Source organism: Acinetobacter sp. AOR01_HL, assembly GCF_027855455.1.
Taxonomy (GTDB): Bacteria; Pseudomonadota; Gammaproteobacteria; order Pseudomonadales; family Moraxellaceae; genus Acinetobacter; species Acinetobacter baumannii.
Window position 1 is genome coordinate 1 of record NZ_JAKTIM010000009.1, and the last position, 19721, is coordinate 19721.

At 38.8% G+C, this 19721-nt stretch carries 17 protein-coding genes, 4 pseudogenes and 1 other annotated feature; of the genes and pseudogenes, 9 read left to right on the top strand and 12 right to left on the bottom strand.

What is annotated here, in order from left to right:
* Positions 1–75 precede the first annotated feature (75 nt).
* Positions 76–1284, top strand: coding sequence for an IS256-like element ISAba26 family transposase (locus MKL62_RS01305; RefSeq protein WP_000343018.1), 1209 nt, complete (start codon positions 76–78; stop codon positions 1282–1284).
* Positions 1285–1424: 140 nt separating this feature from the next.
* Here MKL62_RS01305 and MKL62_RS01310 read toward each other — a convergent pair whose 3' ends face one another.
* On the bottom strand, positions 1425–2624 hold the full coding sequence (locus MKL62_RS01310; RefSeq protein ID WP_000059636.1) for a tyrosine-type recombinase/integrase: 1200 nt from the start codon (positions 2622–2624) through the stop codon (positions 1425–1427).
* A gap of 299 nt (positions 2625–2923) precedes the next feature.
* Between MKL62_RS01310 and MKL62_RS01315 the strand changes: the two genes are divergently transcribed.
* Positions 2924–3355 (top strand): PPC domain-containing protein, encoded by a 432-nt coding sequence (locus MKL62_RS01315; RefSeq protein ID WP_000684950.1) that lies wholly within the window; start codon positions 2924–2926, stop codon positions 3353–3355.
* Positions 3356–3765: 410 nt separating this feature from the next.
* Here the strand turns inward: MKL62_RS01315 and MKL62_RS01320 are convergent, their stop codons facing one another.
* Both MKL62_RS01320 and MKL62_RS01325 read right to left on the bottom strand, forming a co-directional pair.
* Positions 3766–4404: a glutathione S-transferase family protein gene (locus MKL62_RS01320; RefSeq protein WP_000593330.1), complete on the bottom strand. Its 639-nt coding sequence runs from the start codon at positions 4402–4404 to the stop codon at positions 3766–3768.
* A gap of 16 nt (positions 4405–4420) precedes the next feature.
* Positions 4421–5440, bottom strand: coding sequence for an NADPH-dependent curcumin/dihydrocurcumin reductase (locus MKL62_RS01325; protein WP_000859511.1), 1020 nt, complete (start codon positions 5438–5440; stop codon positions 4421–4423).
* Between the two features lie 143 nt (positions 5441–5583).
* On the opposite strand from MKL62_RS01325, the gene MKL62_RS01330 reads away from it, so the two are divergent.
* On the top strand, positions 5584–6192 hold the full coding sequence (locus tag MKL62_RS01330; RefSeq protein WP_000804055.1) for a TetR/AcrR family transcriptional regulator: 609 nt from the start codon (positions 5584–5586) through the stop codon (positions 6190–6192).
* Positions 6193–6302: 110 nt separating this feature from the next.
* Complete coding sequence (locus tag MKL62_RS01335; RefSeq protein WP_001087955.1) at positions 6303–6533, top strand: hypothetical protein; 231 nt, start codon at positions 6303–6305, stop codon at positions 6531–6533.
* 83 nt (positions 6534–6616) lie between these two features.
* Here MKL62_RS01335 and MKL62_RS01340 read toward each other — a convergent pair whose 3' ends face one another.
* The 3 genes from MKL62_RS01340 to MKL62_RS01350 all read right to left on the bottom strand — a co-directional run bounded on the left by MKL62_RS01340 (position 6617) and on the right by MKL62_RS01350 (position 9864).
* Entirely contained in the window at positions 6617–7744 is a 1128-nt protein-coding gene (locus MKL62_RS01340; protein WP_033847073.1) for an alkene reductase, read from the bottom strand.
* Positions 7745–7944: 200 nt separating this feature from the next.
* Positions 7945–8622 carry a type 1 glutamine amidotransferase domain-containing protein gene (locus tag MKL62_RS01345; protein ID WP_033847074.1) on the bottom strand — a complete coding sequence of 226 codons (678 nt, stop codon included), beginning with the start codon at positions 8620–8622 and terminating at the stop codon, positions 7945–7947.
* 84 nt (positions 8623–8706) lie between these two features.
* Positions 8707–9864 (bottom strand): iron-containing alcohol dehydrogenase, encoded by a 1158-nt coding sequence (locus tag MKL62_RS01350; protein WP_000931662.1) that lies wholly within the window; start codon positions 9862–9864, stop codon positions 8707–8709.
* Positions 9865–10049: 185 nt separating this feature from the next.
* Here MKL62_RS01350 and MKL62_RS01355 point away from each other — a divergent pair.
* Positions 10050–10375, top strand: a pseudogene (locus MKL62_RS01355) (IS3 family transposase); the annotation flags it as partial.
* A gap of 85 nt (positions 10376–10460) precedes the next feature.
* Here MKL62_RS01355 and MKL62_RS01360 read toward each other — a convergent pair.
* The 6 genes and pseudogenes from MKL62_RS01360 to MKL62_RS01380 form a co-directional block, all read right to left on the bottom strand.
* Entirely contained in the window at positions 10461–10763 is a 303-nt protein-coding gene (locus MKL62_RS01360) for a putative quinol monooxygenase (protein ID WP_000920559.1), read from the bottom strand.
* A gap of 323 nt (positions 10764–11086) precedes the next feature.
* Positions 11087–11926, bottom strand: coding sequence for an S-formylglutathione hydrolase (gene fghA, locus MKL62_RS01365; protein ID WP_000402508.1), 840 nt, complete (start codon positions 11924–11926; stop codon positions 11087–11089).
* Between the two features lie 228 nt (positions 11927–12154).
* Complete coding sequence (locus MKL62_RS01370) at positions 12155–13267, bottom strand: S-(hydroxymethyl)glutathione dehydrogenase/class III alcohol dehydrogenase (protein ID WP_000842147.1); 1113 nt, start codon at positions 13265–13267, stop codon at positions 12155–12157.
* Between the two features lie 21 nt (positions 13268–13288).
* Positions 13289–13564 carry a metal/formaldehyde-sensitive transcriptional repressor gene (locus MKL62_RS01375; RefSeq protein WP_001133624.1) on the bottom strand — a complete coding sequence of 92 codons (276 nt, stop codon included), beginning with the start codon at positions 13562–13564 and terminating at the stop codon, positions 13289–13291.
* Between the two features lie 268 nt (positions 13565–13832).
* A pseudogene (locus MKL62_RS19625) lies at positions 13833–13983 on the bottom strand (RNA-guided endonuclease InsQ/TnpB family protein); the annotation flags it as partial.
* Positions 13984–13997: 14 nt separating this feature from the next.
* Positions 13998–14222, bottom strand: a pseudogene (locus MKL62_RS01380) (IS1 family transposase); the annotation flags it as partial.
* 75 nt (positions 14223–14297) lie between these two features.
* Between MKL62_RS01380 and MKL62_RS01385 the strand changes: the two are divergent.
* From MKL62_RS01385 to MKL62_RS01400, 4 genes and pseudogenes are all read left to right on the top strand, one after another.
* Positions 14298–15517 (top strand): annotated as a pseudogene (locus MKL62_RS01385) (IS3 family transposase).
* Positions 14573–14689, top strand: a sequence feature (AL1L pseudoknot). (Overlaps the previous pseudogene by 117 nt.)
* A gap of 39 nt (positions 15518–15556) precedes the next feature.
* On the top strand, positions 15557–16174 hold the full coding sequence (locus tag MKL62_RS01390; protein ID WP_079263707.1) for a cation:proton antiporter domain-containing protein: 618 nt from the start codon (positions 15557–15559) through the stop codon (positions 16172–16174).
* A complete protein-coding gene (locus MKL62_RS01395) occupies positions 16107–16811 on the top strand; it encodes an IS6 family transposase (RefSeq protein ID WP_025464939.1) in 705 nt (234 codons plus the stop codon). Before MKL62_RS01390 ends, MKL62_RS01395 begins: the two co-directional genes overlap by 68 nt.
* 1667 nt (positions 16812–18478) lie before the next feature.
* A complete protein-coding gene (locus tag MKL62_RS01400; RefSeq protein ID WP_000343018.1) occupies positions 18479–19687 on the top strand; it encodes an IS256-like element ISAba26 family transposase in 1209 nt (402 codons plus the stop codon).
* The last annotated feature ends 34 nt before the right edge of the window (positions 19688–19721 follow it).

Sequence of the window (19721 nt, forward strand, 5' to 3'; positions counted from 1 at the left end):
GGGACTGTTCTAAATTTTGTGTAAGTACTTAATTTTCATTTATCCTTCAGAGGATAATTACAAAAGGTACTTCACATGGATGAAGCAACAATCAAAAGTATGGCTGCCGAATTGGCTAAAGGTCTAAAAACACCAGAAGACTTAAACCAAATGACAGCAGTCTTTAAAAAATTCATGATTGAAACTGCACTCAATACTGAACTTTCAGACCATCTCGGTTATGAAAAGCATCAGCCCAAGAAAGGCTCAAATAGCCGTAATGGGTTTAGTTCTAAAACCATTACAACTCAAGATGGACAACTGGCTTTAGATATTCCCCGTGATCGAGAAGGTTCATTTGAGCCACAAATTATCAAAAAGCACCAAACACGCATCACCAGTATGGATGACCAAATCCTCTCACTGTATGCAAAAGGAATGACTAATAGGGAAATTGTAGCCTTCTTCAAAGAAATGTACGATGCCGATGTGTCAGCATCTCTCATCAGCAAAGTTACCGATGCTGTGATTGAGCAAGTGACTGAGTGGCAAAATAGAGCCTTAGATAGCCTTTATCCTGTTGTCTATCTTGACTGTATTGTTGTCAAAGTCCGTCAGCACTCCAATGTGATTAACAAGTCCGTATACCTTGCTTTAGGCATCAATATGGATGGGCAAAAAGAATTACTGGGTATGTGGATTGCTCAGACAGAAGGTGCCAAATTCTGGCTGTCAGTCATGACAGAGCTAAAAAATCGAGGAGTACAGGACATTCTTGTTGCCTGTGTAGATGGATTAAAAGGCTTCCCTGACGCGATAGCCTCTGTTTACCCTCATACTGATATTCAACTGTGTATCGTGCATGTTGTACGCAATAGCCTGAGATTTGTAAGCTGGAAAGACTACAAAGCTGTTACGTCGGGTCTGAAAGCGATTTATCAGGCAAGTACAGAGGAAAATGCTTTAAAATCCCTAGACATCTTCTGTGATCAATGGAATCACCAGTATCCCAAAATTGGAGAATCCTGGCGGGCCAATTGGGAAAATATCCGAACGATCTTTAGCTATCCAGCCGAAATACGTCATGCAATTTATACAACAAATGCGATTGAGTCGTTGAATAGCGTAATACGCCATTCAACGAAGAAAAGGAAAATCTTTTCATCTGATGACTCAGTAAAGAAGGTCATTTACTTAGCAACATCAAATGCTGCGAAGAAATGGACGATGCCAATTCAAAATTGGCGTTTAGCAATGAATTGGTTTACGATTCAGTTCGATGATCGATTAAAAGATCATTTATAAAAAATGGAACTTACACAAAATAATTTACAGGCTCCAACATACCCATTATCTTCAGCTGACCATTTAACACGGTAAGTATATTGTTTACTATCCATTTAACACCCCATCATGTTTTAAGTTTATGTATAAAAGTACGATTTTCACTTACTAGTACTTAAATAATCACCCCACCACTGCATCATTTCAGTCCGTTGAGCTAAATAGTCAGCGTGATTATAGCTGGCACGGGTACGGTTCTTATCAATATGTGAAAGTTGTGCCTCAATCCAATTATCTTGGAACAAACCTGAGTCATTCAAAATGGTACTAAAAGTAGAACGTAATCCATGAGAAGATAGTTGATGTTTGCCATACCCCATCTTACGTATGGCCATATTTAGAGTATTAAAATGAATCGGTTGATTGTGTTTGCGAGGGCTAGCAAAAAGGTATTTTTCACCGTATGACCACTGCATGACGTCTTTCAAAATCTCTAAAGCCTGATTTGAAAGTGGAACTAAAAAATCTGGAATCTCATGGCCTAATATAACTTTTCGTCGAAACTGTTTAATATGCAAGGCAGGTATTTTCCAGATTTTTTCATTTAAATCAAAATGATGAGGCTCAGCCAATAACAATTCGGCCCCTCTCACGCCAGTATGTAATTTGAACATCAGTGCTTTTTTAATAATGGGATGGGCATCCAATTTTTGTAATTTATTCTTAAAATCAGATATTTCCTCCGCTTTCAAATACGGATAATTTTTCTTGATTTTGCTGTTAATGGTGATTTTATTTAAACCATGAGCGATGTTGAACTCACAATAACCCATCGCTACAGCGTAGTCATAAATTTGGTTCAAATAACTACAAGCTTTTTTGACAGGTTCTTTTACTTGGCGTCCCTCTATTTTTTTGATTACTGAAACCAGGTCATAGCGCTTGATGTTTTGAAAAGGTAAATCCTGAAGGTCTGGATAAATATCTTGCTGTAAGCATCTTTCTGCTAACTGTAGTACACCACAGCGGGGTAGATCGTTGAAGGCATTCTTCAGTTTGAACTGTAACCACTCCTCCCCGACCTTACCAAAGGTGATAAGATTAGAGGCAGTATCATGTTCAAAACAGAAATTATTGTCTTTAAAGTCATCTCTGACTTGTCGTGCCTTTTTCAGCGATAAATCAGGATAAAGACCTAACTGAATGCGTCGACGTTTTTTAGTTTGTGGATCTGTATAGCGATAGCACCAAGATTTTCTTCCACTCGGCTCAATCTTCAGGCTAAGCCCATCTTCATCGGATAAAAAACAGGTTTTTTCCTTGCAATGAGCTTGGCGAACTTTAATATCAGTAAGACTCATGGAATTTAAATGAAACCTAATAAGGGGTTGATTGGATCAATTATATCAAAATAGAACGCTTTATATATGATGCGTATGATACGCATCATATATTTTTATAAGTATTTGTTAAATAAACTTTATATCTAGATTGGCTATTCCTTAGTGACCAATTAATTAACCATTGATTTCGCAAGTCTTAAATTAGCATTTGAAGTGCAACTCTATGTTATGACTATTCACAGTTCTGTTCCATGATTCATGGTTACTTATTACTTATGTTACTATGTCAGGGGCGATACAAGAATTAAGGTAACCTTATGAAAATAGCGAATACGAAATTACTAGCTGGTGCTTTTATGGCCCTAACTTTAACTATGCTTAGCCCAGCCGTACTTGCAAATGATAACAATGATATACGAAAGACTGTTGTAGTTAAGTTTGCAAAAAAAGCTTACTCTGCAAATTATTACGGAAGGATAGAGGGATACAAGTATGATTCCTACAAATTTTATGCTAAAAAAGGGCAAAAGTTAAAAGTGAAGTTGACTGGAGGAAATGTTGAAGCTTACTTACGGGGTAATCAATTAAAAGACTCCATCAATATTGGAGAATATTCTCCAGAGCTTGATGATAATGGTATTTATATTTTACCTGCTTCAGGTGAGTATGAAATTAGAGTATTACAACCTAGATCACAGGCAAGAAAAGATAAAAAACCTCAATACTGGATGAGTATTAACATTAAATAAAGACTTGCTAGATTCTTTTAAGCTTTTATACGAGGGTTCAAAAACTATTGCCAGTTAAGCGGGGCGTGATTTTTACGCATATGTGTTTATGTTATTAAAATGATATAGATTACTTGTTTAATACCCCAAGGAATAATTTAATATTGCTGTGCGTTAGTCACTTTTCTTTCAAAAGTTGATTATATCTTTCAACGTAACCGTCGTGATATTCAAGCTCTTTTGATAGGAATTTGCAGTGAAAGAATAGGCGAAACTTGTCTTAAATAATGGTAATTCCTTATCTTTAAAATAGAGAACGCCCGATGAAATTCATTAGGCGTTTACTTTAAATAAGTGTCAGGTTATTTTATAATCATATGTACTTGTCAATCATGATTCTTTTTCTCAATTGCGTTAAAAAAACAATTTTGCTATTTTTGACTTTTCACACCATTTTGTTCAATTTGTACTGCGACTTGCCAGCTAGGTAGTTGGCTTAAACCTGCTACATAACGTTGGATATGGGGATAATTTTCACCTTGTCCCATATGATAAACTAAAGCATGTAGTCCAAAGCCCATCATAAAGTCAGCACCGGTTAAACGGTCTGCCACTAGAAATTCTTTATCTTTTAAATATTCATTTAAATGGCCAAATACCTTATCGAACTCAACTTGAGTATAATTTTCTAGAAATACCAACTTCGTACCTTGCTTGGTTTCTATCGCATTAAACGTTTTTAACAAAAATGGCAGCATGGCAGAGCTTTCTGAGAAATGAATCCACTGTAGATAATCGACATAAGTAGATTCATCCATATCTGGTGCTAAATGCGGCGCAAGTTTCTGAATTAATAACTCAACGATTGCGCCTGACTCTGCAATAACTTTGCCATCCCATTCCAATACTGGAGATTTCCCTAAAGGATGGATGGTTTTTAAAGATTCAGGGGCCAAATGCGTGCTTGAGTCACGATAATAGCGTTTCAGCTCATAGGGCTGCTTGATTTCTTCAAGTAACCACAAAATGCGAAAAGAACGTGATTGATCTAAATGATGTAGTTTAATCATGATAATTCCTATTTTTTTAAATTTTTACAACCACTTTGCCAAAGTTTTCGCCTTTCAACATACCATTGAAAGCATTGATCGTGTTATCTAAACCTTGCACCATATGCTCTTTATATTTGATTTTTCCGTCTTTCAACCATTCAAACATTTGCTGATAGAATTCCGGATACTGACTGCCATAATCATCAAAAATAATAAAGCCTTGCATGCGAATACGCTTTTTTAAAAGGGTGGAAATAAAGCCCGGTAAACGGTCTAGCCCTTGTACTTGCTCGGTAGCGTTATACTGGGAAACCACACCACACACCGGTACACGTGCCGCAGAGTTAAGCAATGGCCATACCGCATCAAACACTTTACCCCCTACATTCTCATAATAAATATCAATACCGTTCGGAACTGCTTGTTGTAATTGTTCTGCAAAATTTTCATCATGATGATTGATACAAGCGTCGAAGCCGAGTTCTTCTACTGCATAACGGCATTTTTCAGGCCCACCTGCGACGCCAACCACGCGACAACCTTTAAGTTTGCCAATCTGTCCAACCGTAGCACCAACAGGTCCCGTTGCAGCTGCAACGACTAAAGTTTCACCGGCTTTAGGCTGACCAATGTCCAACAACCCCATATAAGCAGTAAATCCTGGCATTCCCAAAATACCCAATGCCCAAGATGGATGTTCAGGTTGCATACCTAAGCTTTGACATGCAGTCCCATTAGAAATTGCGTAGCCCTGCCAGCCATTTCCTGAAAAAACCCACTCGCCTTCTTTGAATTTTGGGTTTTTAGAGGCCACTACTTGACTGACTGTTCCACCGACCATCACTTCGCCAATTTCAACCGGTGCTGCATATGAAGGAGCATCGCTCATGCGACCACGCATATAAGGATCGAGTGACAAGTAAATGGTTTTTAACAATATCTCGCCTTGTTTAAGTTCATTGAGCTCAACTTGTTCAATACGAAAATCGCTGTGTTTTGGCTCACCCACTGGCCGTTTAGCTAAAACGATGCGTTGATTAATAACTGTTTTCACACACATAACTCCATGTTTTATTTAGAATTACTTCCCTTCACAATCAAAAATTATGATTAAAATTTCTTTACATCCATTGTAGAGGAGTTATAATAAAAAACAATACGACTGGTCTATTTTTTGTAATAGAGTAAATAATTAATATGAAGCCTAATCCTATTAAAAAGTCTGAAGCGAAGCGCTTACACATTCTTAACACCAGTTCAGACCTGATTTTGCATAAAGGTTTTACTGGTGTAGGATTACAGGAAATTTTACAGAGCTGTGAGATCCCCAAAGGCTCGTTTTATCATTATTTCCAATCCAAGGAAGCTTTCGGATGTGAATTGGTACAGCATTATGTGGATAATTACCAAGTTCGTTTAAATGATGTATGGCGTAGCGATAAATCTCCTTATCAAAAGCTGATTGAGTATTTTAATTTATGGATAGAAGATCCTGAAACACAGTGTGGTTGGGCGGATAGTTGTTTAATTGTGAAACTTGCCGCAGAAGTTGCCGATCTATCTGAAGATATGCGCTCCATTATGTCCGCTGGCGTGGATGATGTAATCCAACGTATTGCTGGTTTAATTGATTTGGGTAAACAGGATCAATCTATCCAAGCAGATACTGAGGCCTCGACTTTGGCACAAGTACTTTACCAAATGTGGTTAGGTGCAGCATTACTGAGTAAGTTGCAAAAAGATAAAACACCATTACATCAAGCTCTGAGAGCAACTAAATTTCTATTAAAAAGTGAAGATTCATAAAAATTAAATTAAATATCAACTACATAATTAATAATTCATGATAGCAGTCCAATGATTACCTATTATTGTGTTGCTATTAGATCAATTAACAATCATGAGTATAGCGCACAATGAATTCTCCTCCTAAAGCCCTCATGACTCGTATTTTAGTCGGATATTTAGGCTTATATCCCACACTATTACTGGTACTCACTTTATTAAAGCCAATTACTGAGCATCAAAGTTTCCCGATGATGGTGTTGATTGAAGTCATAGTATTAGTGCCAGTAACGCAACTGATTTCTTTCCCACTGGCAGGTTGGCTCATTACACAGCTAAAAAATTTTAAGAATTTGTTTTAAGAAGAATTTATGCTGGCAACAGCAATCCTAAGTCGTTATTTTGCCAACCACAAAGGTTGGCAAAATAACTCATTAAGTCAATATTAATCTGCGTAAGCTGGATAATCAATATAGCCTTTTTCCGTCCCACCATACATAGTACTTGCATCTACTGCATTCAATGGCCACCCATTGGCGATGCGATCGGGTAAATCTGGATTCGCAATAAATGGGCGTCCAAATGCAATTAAATCGGCCAGCCCTGCCTCTAAAATTCGAGTCCCTCTTTCTGCCGTATATCGACCTGCATAAATAATCCGACCACTGAAAGTGTCTCTGACATCTTTACGAAAATCATGAGGAAGTTCTGGTGCATTATCCCAATCAGCTTCTGCAATCGATAAATAGGCAATCCCAACTTCTTCAAGTATTTTTATGGCTTCAATATAAGTCACATGTGGATCATCTTCAACCAACCCCATGTAAACACGATCTTCCTCTGTACTTTCAAATAGCGGGGCAAAACGCACTCCTAAACGATCTGCACCAACCACCTCAGCAACTGCCTCTACTACTTCACGTAAAAAACGCAAACGATTGTTTAGTGATCCACCATATTCATCTTCACGGTGGTTACTATGTGCAGAGATAAATTGATTTACCAAATAACCATTTGCACAATGAATTTCAACTCCATCAAAACCAGCAGCCAAGGCATTGCGTGCAGCTTGAGCATAGAGTTGCACTAATTCTTTAACTTCTGCATTGCTTAAAGCACGTGGCATTGAAGGATCAGCCAAGGCCCCTGCATTGGGCCCGGTCTCAATAAAGACTTTAACATTACTATCAGCCCTAATAGCCGAAGGCGCGACCGGTGATGCATGATCGGGTTGCAAAGATGTATGTGAAACACGCCCAACATGCCAAAGTTGTGCAAAAATAATGCCTCCTTTAGCATGCACTGCTTCAGTCACTTTACGCCATCCAGCAATCTGTTCAGGGCTGTAAATACCGGGAGTCCAAGCATAGCCTTGACCACGTGGCTCGATTTGCGTACCTTCGGTGACCATAAATCCTGCCCCGGCACGCTGTTGATAATAGGTTGCCATCAGTTCATTTGGAATATTCCCTGGCTGAGTACTGCGCGACCGCGTTAATGGTGGCAATACAATACGGTTTCGCAAAACATAAGGGCCTAAGCTTAAGTTTTGAAAAAGTATGCTGTCTTTCATTTCATTGTATCCAAATAATCATGACTTAATTGATCTAAATTAAAAAATACCCTTCCTTCCTGTATATAGAAAAATAAAGGAAAGAAAGCTATTAACTCAGACCCTCCACCATTAAGTGAGGGTTATTTTGCTTATTGCACCCGTTGCTCAGAGTCAGAAGTTATTCACTGCTAAGCACCACAACAGACGCTAGCTACTCTTTATTTCAACAATTGAAGTAATGCTGTAGCAGTTGCAGCAGAAGAGGCTGGATTTTGTCCAGTAACCAGCAAGCCATCTACTTGAACATGTACTTGCCAATCATCTACTTTAGAATAATGACCACCATTTTCTTTAAGAATGTCTTCGACTAAAAATGGTACAATTTCAGTCAAGCCTACAGCAGCCTCCTCAGTATTGCTAAAACCAGTGACTAATTTACCGCTGACTAAAGGCGCTCCATTACTCGCTTTCACATGACGAAGAACACCTGGGGCATGACACACTGCTGCAACAGGTTTGCCAGACTGAATCGCCTGTTCAATCAGAGAAATTGAAATCGGATCTTCTGCTAAATCCCACAATGGACCATGCCCGCCTGGATAAAACACCGCATCATAATCAGCTACAGAAATTTCGCTAAGTTTATGCGTCTGTGCCAATGCTTGCATTGCAGTTGGATCAGCTTCAAAACGATGAGTGGCTTCAGTTTGCGCATCGGCTAAATTACTTTTAGGATCTAGTGGTGGCTGCCCACCTTGAGGCGACGCCAGCGTAACTTCAGCACCAGAGTCAATAAAGGTGTAATACGGTGCAGCAAGTTCTTCTAGCCAGAAACCTGTTTTCTTACCAGTATTGCCAAGTTGATCATGTGAGGTTAAAACGACTAAAATTTTCATGTTATTTCTCCGATAATTTTCATGATTGAGGAGCATTGTTGCATGATCACTTGCTGTGTGGCGTGAGCATGCCAGATAGCTTATTTAGATGCTCGTCGCAAGAATTTGGCGACTGATCTCTAATGAAACATTTTTGTGTTCGCCTAGCCGTGTCAGATTGTGTGATTTAAGTTGCGTAATGATGATCTCAATATCTGTCTCCCCCAGTCCATAATCGCTAAGACGAGTCGGCAATCCAAGTTGCTCAAAGAAGGCTCGAGTACGAGCAATAGCCGTATCAATACGTTGTTCTTCATCACCTTCGACAATCTGCCAGACACGAGCTGCATACTGTAGTAATTTTTCTCGCTTCTCTTGACGACGCACTTGTAGATTGGCCGGCAACACAATGGCCAAGGTACGAGCATGATCAATACCATGTAAAGCCGTGAGCTCATGTCCAATCAAATGGGTTGACCAATCTTGTGGTACACCAGCTCCAATCAGCCCATTCAGTGCCATGCTAGCAGACCACATCAAATTCGCACGCGTGTCATAATCTGCTGAATCTTCCAAGATTTTCGGTCCAATCTCAATCAGAGTTTGCAATAGACCTTCGGCAAAACGATCTTGTACTTGTGCATTCACAGGGTAAGTTAAGTACTGTTCAATGACATGAACAAATGCATCCACCACGCCATTAGCCAACTGGCGCGTCGGCAAGCTAAAGCTTTTATTCGGATCTAGTACGGAAAATTGCGGAAAAACATAGGGACTGCTAAATGACAATTTGGCTTGGGTCGATTTTCTGGTTACTACACCACCGCTATTCATTTCTGAACCAGTTGCCGGAAGGGTGAGTACACTCGCAAAAGGCAAAGCTTGAGTAATTTTAGTACCATGGGTTTCTAAAATCTCCCATGTATCCCCTGTATAATTGACTGCTGCTGCAATAAATTTAGTACCATCAATTACCGATCCACCACCGACAGCCATCAAGAAATCAATCTTTTGTTCTCGAATCAGCTCTACAGCTTTCATGAGGGTTTCATAACTCGGATTCGGCTCAATTCCGCCAAATTCATGAATTTCTCTTGCACCTAATGCTTCACGCACTTCAGCTAAAGTACCATTCTTACGTGCACTTTCACCACCAAATAACATTAACACTTTTGCTTCTGTAGGCACATAGTCATTGATTTCAGCTATTGTATCGCCACCAAAAATAATGCGGGTCGGATTATAAAAGTTAAAATTCAGCATATTTTTATCCTAGGATGATCAGCTAATTGATTTGAAAAGCCACCGTTATTCATCAAATAAACTTTAAAAAATTGGACAATACTGTGGCTTTTGCCTACACCATGTGCTAACTGTACATAAAAATAGACCAGTCGTCTATTTTTTTAAAAAAATTATTTCAGCTTGCCAACTTGAGTGATGCTTAAACAAATTCAGGCTTGTTCTATACCACTTTTATTATTGATGTATTTTCACGAGCGATTGTTGGATGGAAGATATCAACACGTATGACTATTGACATGGTCGTGAACGCATTGGCTGAAACAGTGAATGGCTCATAGAAAATAGCAATGATTAAATATTTTAAAAGCAGATTGGCAAGGTTTAGCAGATGTACAAATGCAGCGCTAAATTAGATAGATTGGTTCAATATAAGGCATGTGGATTCATTCGTTTATTTACCCTGTTTTGGATATTGACCCATGTAAACGATGAGATTAAGCCAATAAATAAAGTAGCCCAACTTGAATAAAAAGCCTCTGACAAACCTCACAGTGTTGAAGTGCTGCCTTTCATTCAAAATTTCAGGCAGCACACTCATACATTTAAGCGTCGGTTTAAGCTGGTAGTTTACTCGCCAAAACATCTACTTTTTCAATAGACGGTGGCTCTGAAAATAGCTCTTCGGCCTGAGCCATCAAAGCAGCTGCAACCTTGCCAGATAAATGCGCTTGGCGACCCGCCTCATCAGGAAATGCATCAAAAATACCAAATGTTGTAGGTCCAAGACGTAGGCCAAACCACGCAACGGTCGCAGGTTCTTCCATTACAATAGGTAAACCGGCTTTAAGGAAAGCTTCCACTTCTTCTTCTTTACCCGGTTTAGCTTCAAGACGCACATATAAAGCTGTTTTAAGCATGACTAAAACTCCACAATTGATTAGAATTCAAACTGATTCTGACATTGCTAATGTATGCATGTCAGAAAGTTTTGTTGTATAAAAGTTAAAAAAATTTCCCATAGCTGAGCCAAAATTTAGATTTTTATTTCGACATAATGCTATGAATTTATTCAAGTTAATATCATTAACATTTGAATCAAAAATCAAGATATGAGATGATTAAATTCAATCTTAGTTATATAAGGATCAATTGACTCTACCTTAGATTTATAAGCTGACCTCTTCATCTGGAGATTATATTGCTCAAGAAGCATTCAAGAACAACATGTATATCCTCATATCTATGAAAGTTTTTTTGCTAGGAATTTGCTGTGAAACTCTATATGTTTCTCTATAAAGCTCGCAATGAAGTAATAGCTATGGTCATACCCTTCTCTTAGGTTAAGTGTAAGAGGATATTCTTGTTCCAAACAAATATCACTAAGCAGCTTAGGTCTTAACTGTTCTTCAAGAAAATCATCAGCTGTTCCCTGATCGACTAAAATAGGTAAATGAACTTCCGCGTTTTTGATTAATTCAATCGCATCATAGCTTTTCCATAAAGTTTCGTTTTCACCTAGGTAGTGTGTGAAAGCCTTTTTCCCCCAAGGTACTTGGCTAGGTGCAACAATTGGTGCAAAAGCAGAAATACTTTTATACAGCTCAGGGTTTTTTAACCCAATGACTAATGCACCATGACCACCCATGCTATGCCCCATAATGCTTTGGACTTGGTTGGTCGGAAAATTCAGGTCAATCAGATTTCTGAGCTCTTCCACAATATAATCATACATTTTGAAATGCTGTGACCAGGGTGCTTGTGTTGCATTCACATAGAATCCTGCACCTTGGCCTAAATCATAATCTGCATGATCTGGTACATCTTCTCCACGTGGGCTGGTATCTGGTGCAACAATAATGACTTTATGTTCAGCCGCATACTTTTGTGCTCCGGCTTTAGTAATAAAGTTCTGTTCGTTGCAAGTCAGCCCTGATAACCAATATAAAACTGGCAACCGCTCATCTTTGTCATGAGGTGGCAGATATATTGAGAATTTCATTGAACAGTTTAATGCTGTTGACTGATGGCAATACACTTCTTGCGATCCACCAAAAGAAGCATGTTTCTCAATTATTTCCATAATCAATTACCTATGTTGAGCAAGACTTCATGAGAAATCGAGTAAACAAAGAGTCTGTCATTCTCCACAGAGAATAGTGATTAAGATTTAAAATGTAGGCAGGTTTGTTGAACCTATACACGATGCCTACACAGATAGATGGGTTTTACAGATAATGTGCCGTTTTAGAGGATTCCATGCATGTCATTCATGATGCACATGCATGGAAAACTATAAGGTCTGACGGAATTATTCGTAATGAATTACAGTACGAATTGACTTACCTTCATGCATTAGATCAAAGGCTTCATTGATCTGATCCAAGCCCATCGTATGTGTCACAAATGGTTCTAATTGAATTTTACCTTTCATGGCATCTTCAACCATTCCTGGAAGTTGCGTACGACCTTTTACGCCACCAAACGCAGAACCTAGCCATTTACGACCAGTAACCAGTTGGAATGGACGGGTAGAGATTTCTTGACCTGCGCCAGCTACACCAATAATTACAGATTGTCCCCAGCCACGGTGTGCACTTTCAAGGGCTGCACGCATTACATTCACGTTGCCAATACATTCAAATGAATGATCTACACCCCAACCAGTCATTTCGACAATGACTTGCTGGATTGGTTTATCGTAGTCTTTAGGGTTCAAGAAGTCCGTTGCGCCAAACTCTTTTGCCAGCACAAATTTATCTGGATTCATGTCAACCACAATAATACGTCCTGCTTTAGCTTGACGTGCGGCTTGTACGACTGCTAGACCAATACCACCTAAACCAAAGACCGCAACACTATCACCTTCTTGTACTTTAGCCGTGTTGTGTACTGCACCGATACCCGTTGTTACACCACAACCTAGTAAGCAGACATGTTCGTGATTGGCTTCAGGATTGATTTTAGCCAATGATACTTCTGCCACTACCGTGTATTCACTGAACGTTGAGCAGCCCATATAGTGGTAAATCGGTTGACCATTGTAGGAAAAACGAGTCGTGCCATCTGGCATTACGCCTCTACCTTGAGTTTCTCGAACGGAAATACACAAGTTCGATTTTCCAGATTTACAGAATAGGCACTCGCCACATTCAGCGGTGTAAAGTGGAATTACATGATCACCTGGTTTGACGCTAGTCACGCCTTCACCAACCTCAACTACGACACCAGCACCTTCATGCCCGAGAATAGCCGGAAAAACGCCTTCAGGATCATCGCCAGATAAAGTAAATGCGTCTGTATGACACACACCGGTATGGGAAATCTTGATTAATACTTCACCTTTCTTCGGTGGTGCAACATCAACTTCAACAATTTGAAGAGGTTGACCAGGACCAAACGCAACGGCAGCACGTGACTTCATGGAATAATTCCTTATACAGATCTATTTTAAATATGATTTTAGAATCTTGGCGATTTCAGCCAATTCTTCTTTTCGTTGTTGTTCTGTGGTTTCACCTGATACTAAAGTGTCCTTTAAATGAACCTCTAACATCTCATTCATTAGACCATTAATAGCACCACGCACAGAGCATATTTGTTGCAGAATCGCACCACATTCCACATTGTCTTCTAGCGCTTTTTCAATCGCTTGTGTCTGACCTTTGATCTTTCTGACGCGTAGAAGAATCTTTTTTTTGTCTTCGACCTGATTAGGCATCAGACCTCCTTATTTGCTAGCATTGATACTATAGTACCCCATAGTATAAAAAAGAACAATATTTTTTATAAACCTTAAAAATTTAGGTAGTGTTTCAAAAAGTATGCTGAGATTAAATGAAGTCACTATTGGCTCTGCAACTGGATGCTATAATTAACTTTCCGAATCTTTACAATAGCTTATAAAATTAAACTTCTAACATACTCCCCCCACTTTCAACTAACTCTTTACGAAACATGTTTCTCAGGGATTTTAAAAGCAAAAGCTCTTAGGCGACTTCCTCACGGATTTAGGCATGCTTTCTGCTTCACAAAGCGAACTTTACCGCATCTTTCCTCCACAGACAAAGTGGTATGTCCTACCGCTAGAATATTGCGAGAAGCATTAATATCCGTATTCTTGCTAAAGCCACACTCAATACTGAACTAACACATCTAATCCGATACCTTATTTTGCAATTATTTCCCTCAATACCTATAGTGAAAAACTTACCAATACTTTGCTGACAGTCTTTAAATGCAGTGATAAAACTATCCCATTGATTACTTGAAATTCGGGTATAGTGAATACTTAACTGTTTCAACTTTTCCTTTAGTCGTTGGACTATAGCTATATCTCTTTTACCCCAAACATAAGTAACAATTTCTCCTGTTTTTTTCAGCACATATCACTTTTCAACGTAGTGAACGGTACCGGGTTTGTCGGAGAGTCAATATTCTGAGAGACTATCCCGATGACAAAATTAAAATATACCCCTGAAATCAGAGAAAGAGCGGTTCAATTATTGATTGAATCTGAAAAAGATTATCCATCGAATTGGGCTGCGATCACCGCTATTGCTCCCAAGATAGGTTGTAGTCCTGAAACACTACGTGTTTGGTATCAAAAATATTTAGATAAACAAAATCCAGTTAAAGTACAGCAGCTTTCAGACCGAGAACGTATCAAACAACTCGAACGCGAAAATAAAGAACTGCAACGCGCCAATGAGATTCTACGTAAAGCAGCCGCTTTTTTCGCCCAGGCGGAGCTCGACCGCCCACACAAATAATGGTGGATTTTATCCATAATAATAAAGAGCTGTACGGAGTCGAGGCGATTTGTAGAATTTTACCGATCGCACCTTCAACCTATTACCGGACTTTAGATCTCACAGTAAATCCAGAACATCGAGCGAAACGAGATTTACATGACTTGCATCATGCTGAGGAGATCAAGCGAATTTGGAAAGAAAGTTCAGGTCGATACGGTGTGCGTAAGGTCTGGCAACAACTGAAACGTGAAGGCTATGTGATTGCACGTTGTACAGTTGCTCGATTGATGCAGAAGCTAGGTATACAAGGTGTTTGGCGTGGTAAGAATAAACAAACTACCCGTAGCCGAGATGACCAAAAACGGGCAGATGATTTAGTGAAACGTAATTTTAGTGCTGATCATCCAAACCAACTATGGGTCGGTGACTTTACGTATATTCAAACTCATTCAGGCTGGGTCTATACCGCCTTTATTATTGATGTGTTTTCACGAGCAATTGTTGGATGGAAAGTATCTACACGGATGAATACAGATATGGTGCTCGATGCATTGGAGCAAGCATTGCATGATCGAGGCATGCCAAAGAATGTGATTCATCATTCCGACAGAGGTGTGCAATATCTTTCCATTCGCTATACCAATCGTTTAGAAGCAGCAAATTTACGAGCATCAGTCGGTACGACAGGCGATTCATACGATAATGCTTTGGCTGAAACGGTGAATGGCTTATACAAAACATAGGTGATTGAATATCTAAAAGCAGTTTGGCAAGGTTTAGCAGATGTACAACTTGCGACACTAAACTGGGTAGATTGGTTCAATAAAAAGCGTGTACACAGTGCACTGGGTTATGTATCGCCTTTTGAGTTTGAAGCAATGTACTATGATAAGATTAACCCGTTAGGTCAGGTGGCCTAACTTAAATAAAAAAGTCTCCGACAAACCCGGTACGTTTCAATCAGCCTTCTATCCCCTGTCATATTGCTCACGGCTGCAGTGATCGCAGTCCCCTTAATCAAGCGCCTAGGATTAAACTCGGTATTGGGATATTTAATTGCAGGATTAATTATTGGTCCATTTGGACTGGCATTTTTCTACGATTCTGCGTCTATTCTGCATATCGCTGAGCTTGGTATTGTGATGTATCTGTTTGTGATTGGACTAGAAATGCGTCCATCGTATTTATGGAGTTTAAGAAAAGAAATTTTTGGATTAGGTACATTACAAATTAGTGCCTGTTCATTGGGGCTAACGGCTGTAGGCTTGGTCTATGGCTATTCTTGGCAAGTGAGTTTTGTGTGTGCTGCAGGCTTTGTACTCACCTCGACTGCAATTGTAATGCAACTTTTGGGAGATCGTGGAGACATTGCTCAACCACGCGGACAAAAAATTGTCTCGATTCTGCTGTTTGAAGACTTGTTGATTGTCCCTTTATTGGCAATTGTGGCACTGTTGCAAATAGCTGCTGATGGTAAGCTAAATACTCTTTTAGCTAAAGGATCAGCAGATGAATGCTTTCCATGGTCGTCATTTTCAGGGCGAAATCATTCTTTGGGCCGTCCGTTGGTACTGTAAATATGGCATCAGCTATCGTGAACTTCAGGAAATGCTCGCTGAACGGGGAGTAAATGTCGATTACACCACGATTTATCGTTGGGTTCAGCGTTATGCTCCTGAAATGGAAAAACGTTTACGTTGGTATTGGCGTAATCCTAAAGATCGACATTTATGGCATCTGGATGAAACTTACGTAAAAGTGAATGGCAAATGGGCATATCTATACCGAGCAGTTGACCAACGTGGCCATACTCTTGATTTCTATCTTTCTGCTAGACGAAATACCCATTCAGCTTATTGTTTTCTTGGTAAGATTTTGAATCATGTCAAAAAATGGCAGATTCCACGAGTCATAAACACTGATAAGCCTCATACCTATGGCCGTGCTTTGTCGCGACTAAAACACGAAGGAAAGTGTCCTGAAGATCTGGAGCATCGACAGATTAAATACAAGAATAACGTGATTGAATGTGATCATGGCAAGCTTAAACGGATCATCAAGGCTACGTTGGGATTCAAGTCTATGAAAACGGCTTATGCCACAATTAAAGGTATTGAGGTTATGCGTGCTCTACGCAAAGCACAAGCTTCATTATTTTATAACGGTAATATTCTAGGAGAAGTTTGGCTAGTAAATAAAGTTTTCGGTCTCTAAGCTTTTTTGAAGGGAAAATCATCGACTCAGATCCCTATTTGCAACAGTGCCGAACCGAGCGAGTATCTACGAGCGATCAACTGGCATTAAAATTTTGCCCCTACCTTTTCTCTGATTACAAGCTCTCTTATGGTGTTCTTTTTGGCAATATTCCTGTATGTACCAAGCAAAGATGAACTAGACGAACATAGAGTTGATATGACTATACTTAAAAATATCCGCTACAAATCAAAGAGTGTAATGGAAAAATATTAATCAGAATTATGACTAAAAAGCTGTGTACTTATTTGAACCGAATAACATTAAAGAAAAAACCTATGACTGGTGCCTAATCGACCCTAAAAAATATCAGGTGAGTGGTACTTTACTTATTTTTTATCATTACTAATGAGATCACCGCCTCGCAAAATAACTCGACTTTGAAACAAGGCTTAATCATACTTCAAAGTATCGAGTTAAAATGCTAATATTCATTAAGTTATTTCTAAGTGGAGGCAGAAAAATGAAGATCAAAATAATCTGTCTCATCACAATGATAATTGTATTAGCCTTAGCCGTTAAGATAGAAAATGACAAGGAAAAACAAAGGATTCATGAATCAATTATAAGTGATTAAACCATTTAAGCGCGTTAACTTCATATCTGATCCATTTCTTGACTAATGATAATTGTAAAAAATATGAAATGAAAAAGACCTTAGAGGGCAAACGAGAGCGTTTTAAGGCATTAAAAAACCCACAGAAGTGGGCCAAATCATTATTTCATGCTGAAACAATAGTTTTTACTAACCTCTGAGGGAATGGAACAACTAGTTAGCATATTTATTATAAATGCAATATGAATCAAAATGTTTAAAAGATGTATCTAAAAGGCTTCTTTATCATTTTTTTGTTTAAAAAATATTTGCCGAGCGAAGCAATAGCATAAAAAAAGCCCACTCAAGGAAAGTGAGGTGGGCTTATAAACTAAAGATCTTTGAAAGCCAACAAGAAACCACAGCTAGTTTCTGTTCACTATTTTGTGTACTAATCAAATAATATTCACTGGCAAAATACGCCAAATACTAAAATATTGTTAAATAAATCAAATTTTTAGAGCTGAAATCTACGATATTTATTTACAGAGTATAACGATTAAAGTAATAACTCTTTCTAAAAATAAGGAGGTTTGGAAAAATCTTATAGTTACCTTGATAATATCCACTCTCATTAGCTTCCTTATTTTATGCACTATAAATTTTTTATTTGGACATGGCATATATATTCCGTGGAGTGACCATAGCCATTGGACAGAGATATTAAGTATAGAAATAATACTCATGAGTTTAGTAATAGGGGGAGTTAGTACCTCTATGATTATGTTAGGGACATTTATTTCTAAAAATAATAGATAGCACAGAATTAACAATCTATAAGTTATAGAAATTACTAGATGTTTCTTTAATTCTGTTCTTTTAGAGGTGGTCCCACATGTTTGAACAACTAAAAGCGTATTTATAAGTGATATTCCGCTCTAGTTAAGCCACCTTGTTTTGTTGGGGTAGCTGATCATAGTAAAACTCATTTGGTGTCATTTTGTCTAGACTCGAATGAGGGACTGTTCTAAATTTTGTGTAAGTACTTAATTTTCATTTATCCTTCAGAGGATAATTACAAAAGGTACTTCACATGGATGAAGCAACAATCAAAAGTATGGCTGCCGAATTGGCTAAAGGTCTAAAAACACCAGAAGACTTAAACCAAATGACAGCAGTCTTTAAAAAATTCATGATTGAAACTGCACTCAATACTGAACTTTCAGACCATCTCGGTTATGAAAAGCATCAGCCCAAGAAAGGCTCAAATAGCCGTAATGGGTTTAGTTCTAAAACCATTACAACTCAAGATGGACAACTGGCTTTAGATATTCCCCGTGATCGAGAAGGTTCATTTGAGCCACAAATTATCAAAAAGCACCAAACACGCATCACCAGTATGGATGACCAAATCCTCTCACTGTATGCAAAAGGAATGACTAATAGGGAAATTGTAGCCTTCTTCAAAGAAATGTACGATGCCGATGTGTCAGCATCTCTCATCAGCAAAGTTACCGATGCTGTGATTGAGCAAGTGACTGAGTGGCAAAATAGAGCCTTAGATAGCCTTTATCCTGTTGTCTATCTTGACTGTATTGTTGTCAAAGTCCGTCAGCACTCCAATGTGATTAACAAGTCCGTATACCTTGCTTTAGGCATCAATATGGATGGGCAAAAAGAATTACTGGGTATGTGGATTGCTCAGACAGAAGGTGCCAAATTCTGGCTGTCAGTCATGACAGAGCTAAAAAATCGAGGAGTACAGGACATTCTTGTTGCCTGTGTAGATGGATTAAAAGGCTTCCCTGACGCGATAGCCTCTGTTTACCCTCATACTGATATTCAACTGTGTATCGTGCATGTTGTACGCAATAGCCTGAGATTTGTAAGCTGGAAAGACTACAAAGCTGTTACGTCGGGTCTGAAAGCGATTTATCAGGCAAGTACAGAGGAAAATGCTTTAAAATCCCTAGACATCTTCTGTGATCAATGGAATCACCAGTATCCCAAAATTGGAGAATCCTGGCGGGCCAATTGGGAAAATATCCGAACGATCTTTAGCTATCCAGCCGAAATACGTCATGCAATTTATACAACAAATGCGATTGAGTCGTTGAATAGCGTAATACGCCATTCAACGAAGAAAAGGAAAATCTTTTCATCTGATGACTCAGTAAAGAAGGTCATTTACTTAGCAACATCAAATGCTGCGAAGAAATGGACGATGCCAATTCAAAATTGGCGTTTAGCAATGAATTGGTTTACGATTCAGTTCGATGATCGATTAAAAGATCATTTATAAAAAATGGAACTTACACAAAATAATTTACAGGCTC

Excerpts from the sequence above, each read along its gene's own strand:
- MKL62_RS01305 (WP_000343018.1), top strand. The coding sequence starts at position 76 with ATGGATGAAGCAACAATCAAAAGTATGGCTGCCGAATTGGCTAAAGGT.
- MKL62_RS01310 (WP_000059636.1), bottom strand. The coding sequence starts at position 2,624 with ATGAGTCTTACTGATATTAAAGTTCGCCAAGCTCATTGCAAGGAAAAA.
- MKL62_RS01315 (WP_000684950.1), top strand. The coding sequence starts at position 2,924 with ATGAAAATAGCGAATACGAAATTACTAGCTGGTGCTTTTATGGCCCTA.
- MKL62_RS01320 (WP_000593330.1), bottom strand. The coding sequence starts at position 4,404 with ATGATTAAACTACATCATTTAGATCAATCACGTTCTTTTCGCATTTTG.
- MKL62_RS01330 (WP_000804055.1), top strand. The coding sequence starts at position 5,584 with ATGAAGCCTAATCCTATTAAAAAGTCTGAAGCGAAGCGCTTACACATT.
- MKL62_RS01335 (WP_001087955.1), top strand. The coding sequence starts at position 6,303 with ATGAATTCTCCTCCTAAAGCCCTCATGACTCGTATTTTAGTCGGATAT.
- MKL62_RS01340 (WP_033847073.1), bottom strand. The coding sequence starts at position 7,744 with ATGAAAGACAGCATACTTTTTCAAAACTTAAGCTTAGGCCCTTATGTT.
- MKL62_RS01345 (WP_033847074.1), bottom strand. The coding sequence starts at position 8,622 with ATGAAAATTTTAGTCGTTTTAACCTCACATGATCAACTTGGCAATACT.
- MKL62_RS01350 (WP_000931662.1), bottom strand. The coding sequence starts at position 9,864 with ATGCTGAATTTTAACTTTTATAATCCGACCCGCATTATTTTTGGTGGC.
- MKL62_RS01360 (WP_000920559.1), bottom strand. The coding sequence starts at position 10,763 with ATGCTTAAAACAGCTTTATATGTGCGTCTTGAAGCTAAACCGGGTAAA.
- fghA (WP_000402508.1), bottom strand. The coding sequence starts at position 11,926 with ATGGAAATAATTGAGAAACATGCTTCTTTTGGTGGATCGCAAGAAGTG.
- MKL62_RS01370 (WP_000842147.1), bottom strand. The coding sequence starts at position 13,267 with ATGAAGTCACGTGCTGCCGTTGCGTTTGGTCCTGGTCAACCTCTTCAA.
- MKL62_RS01375 (WP_001133624.1), bottom strand. The coding sequence starts at position 13,564 with ATGCCTAATCAGGTCGAAGACAAAAAAAAGATTCTTCTACGCGTCAGA.
- MKL62_RS01395 (WP_025464939.1), top strand. The coding sequence starts at position 16,107 with ATGAATGCTTTCCATGGTCGTCATTTTCAGGGCGAAATCATTCTTTGG.
- MKL62_RS01400 (WP_000343018.1), top strand. The coding sequence starts at position 18,479 with ATGGATGAAGCAACAATCAAAAGTATGGCTGCCGAATTGGCTAAAGGT.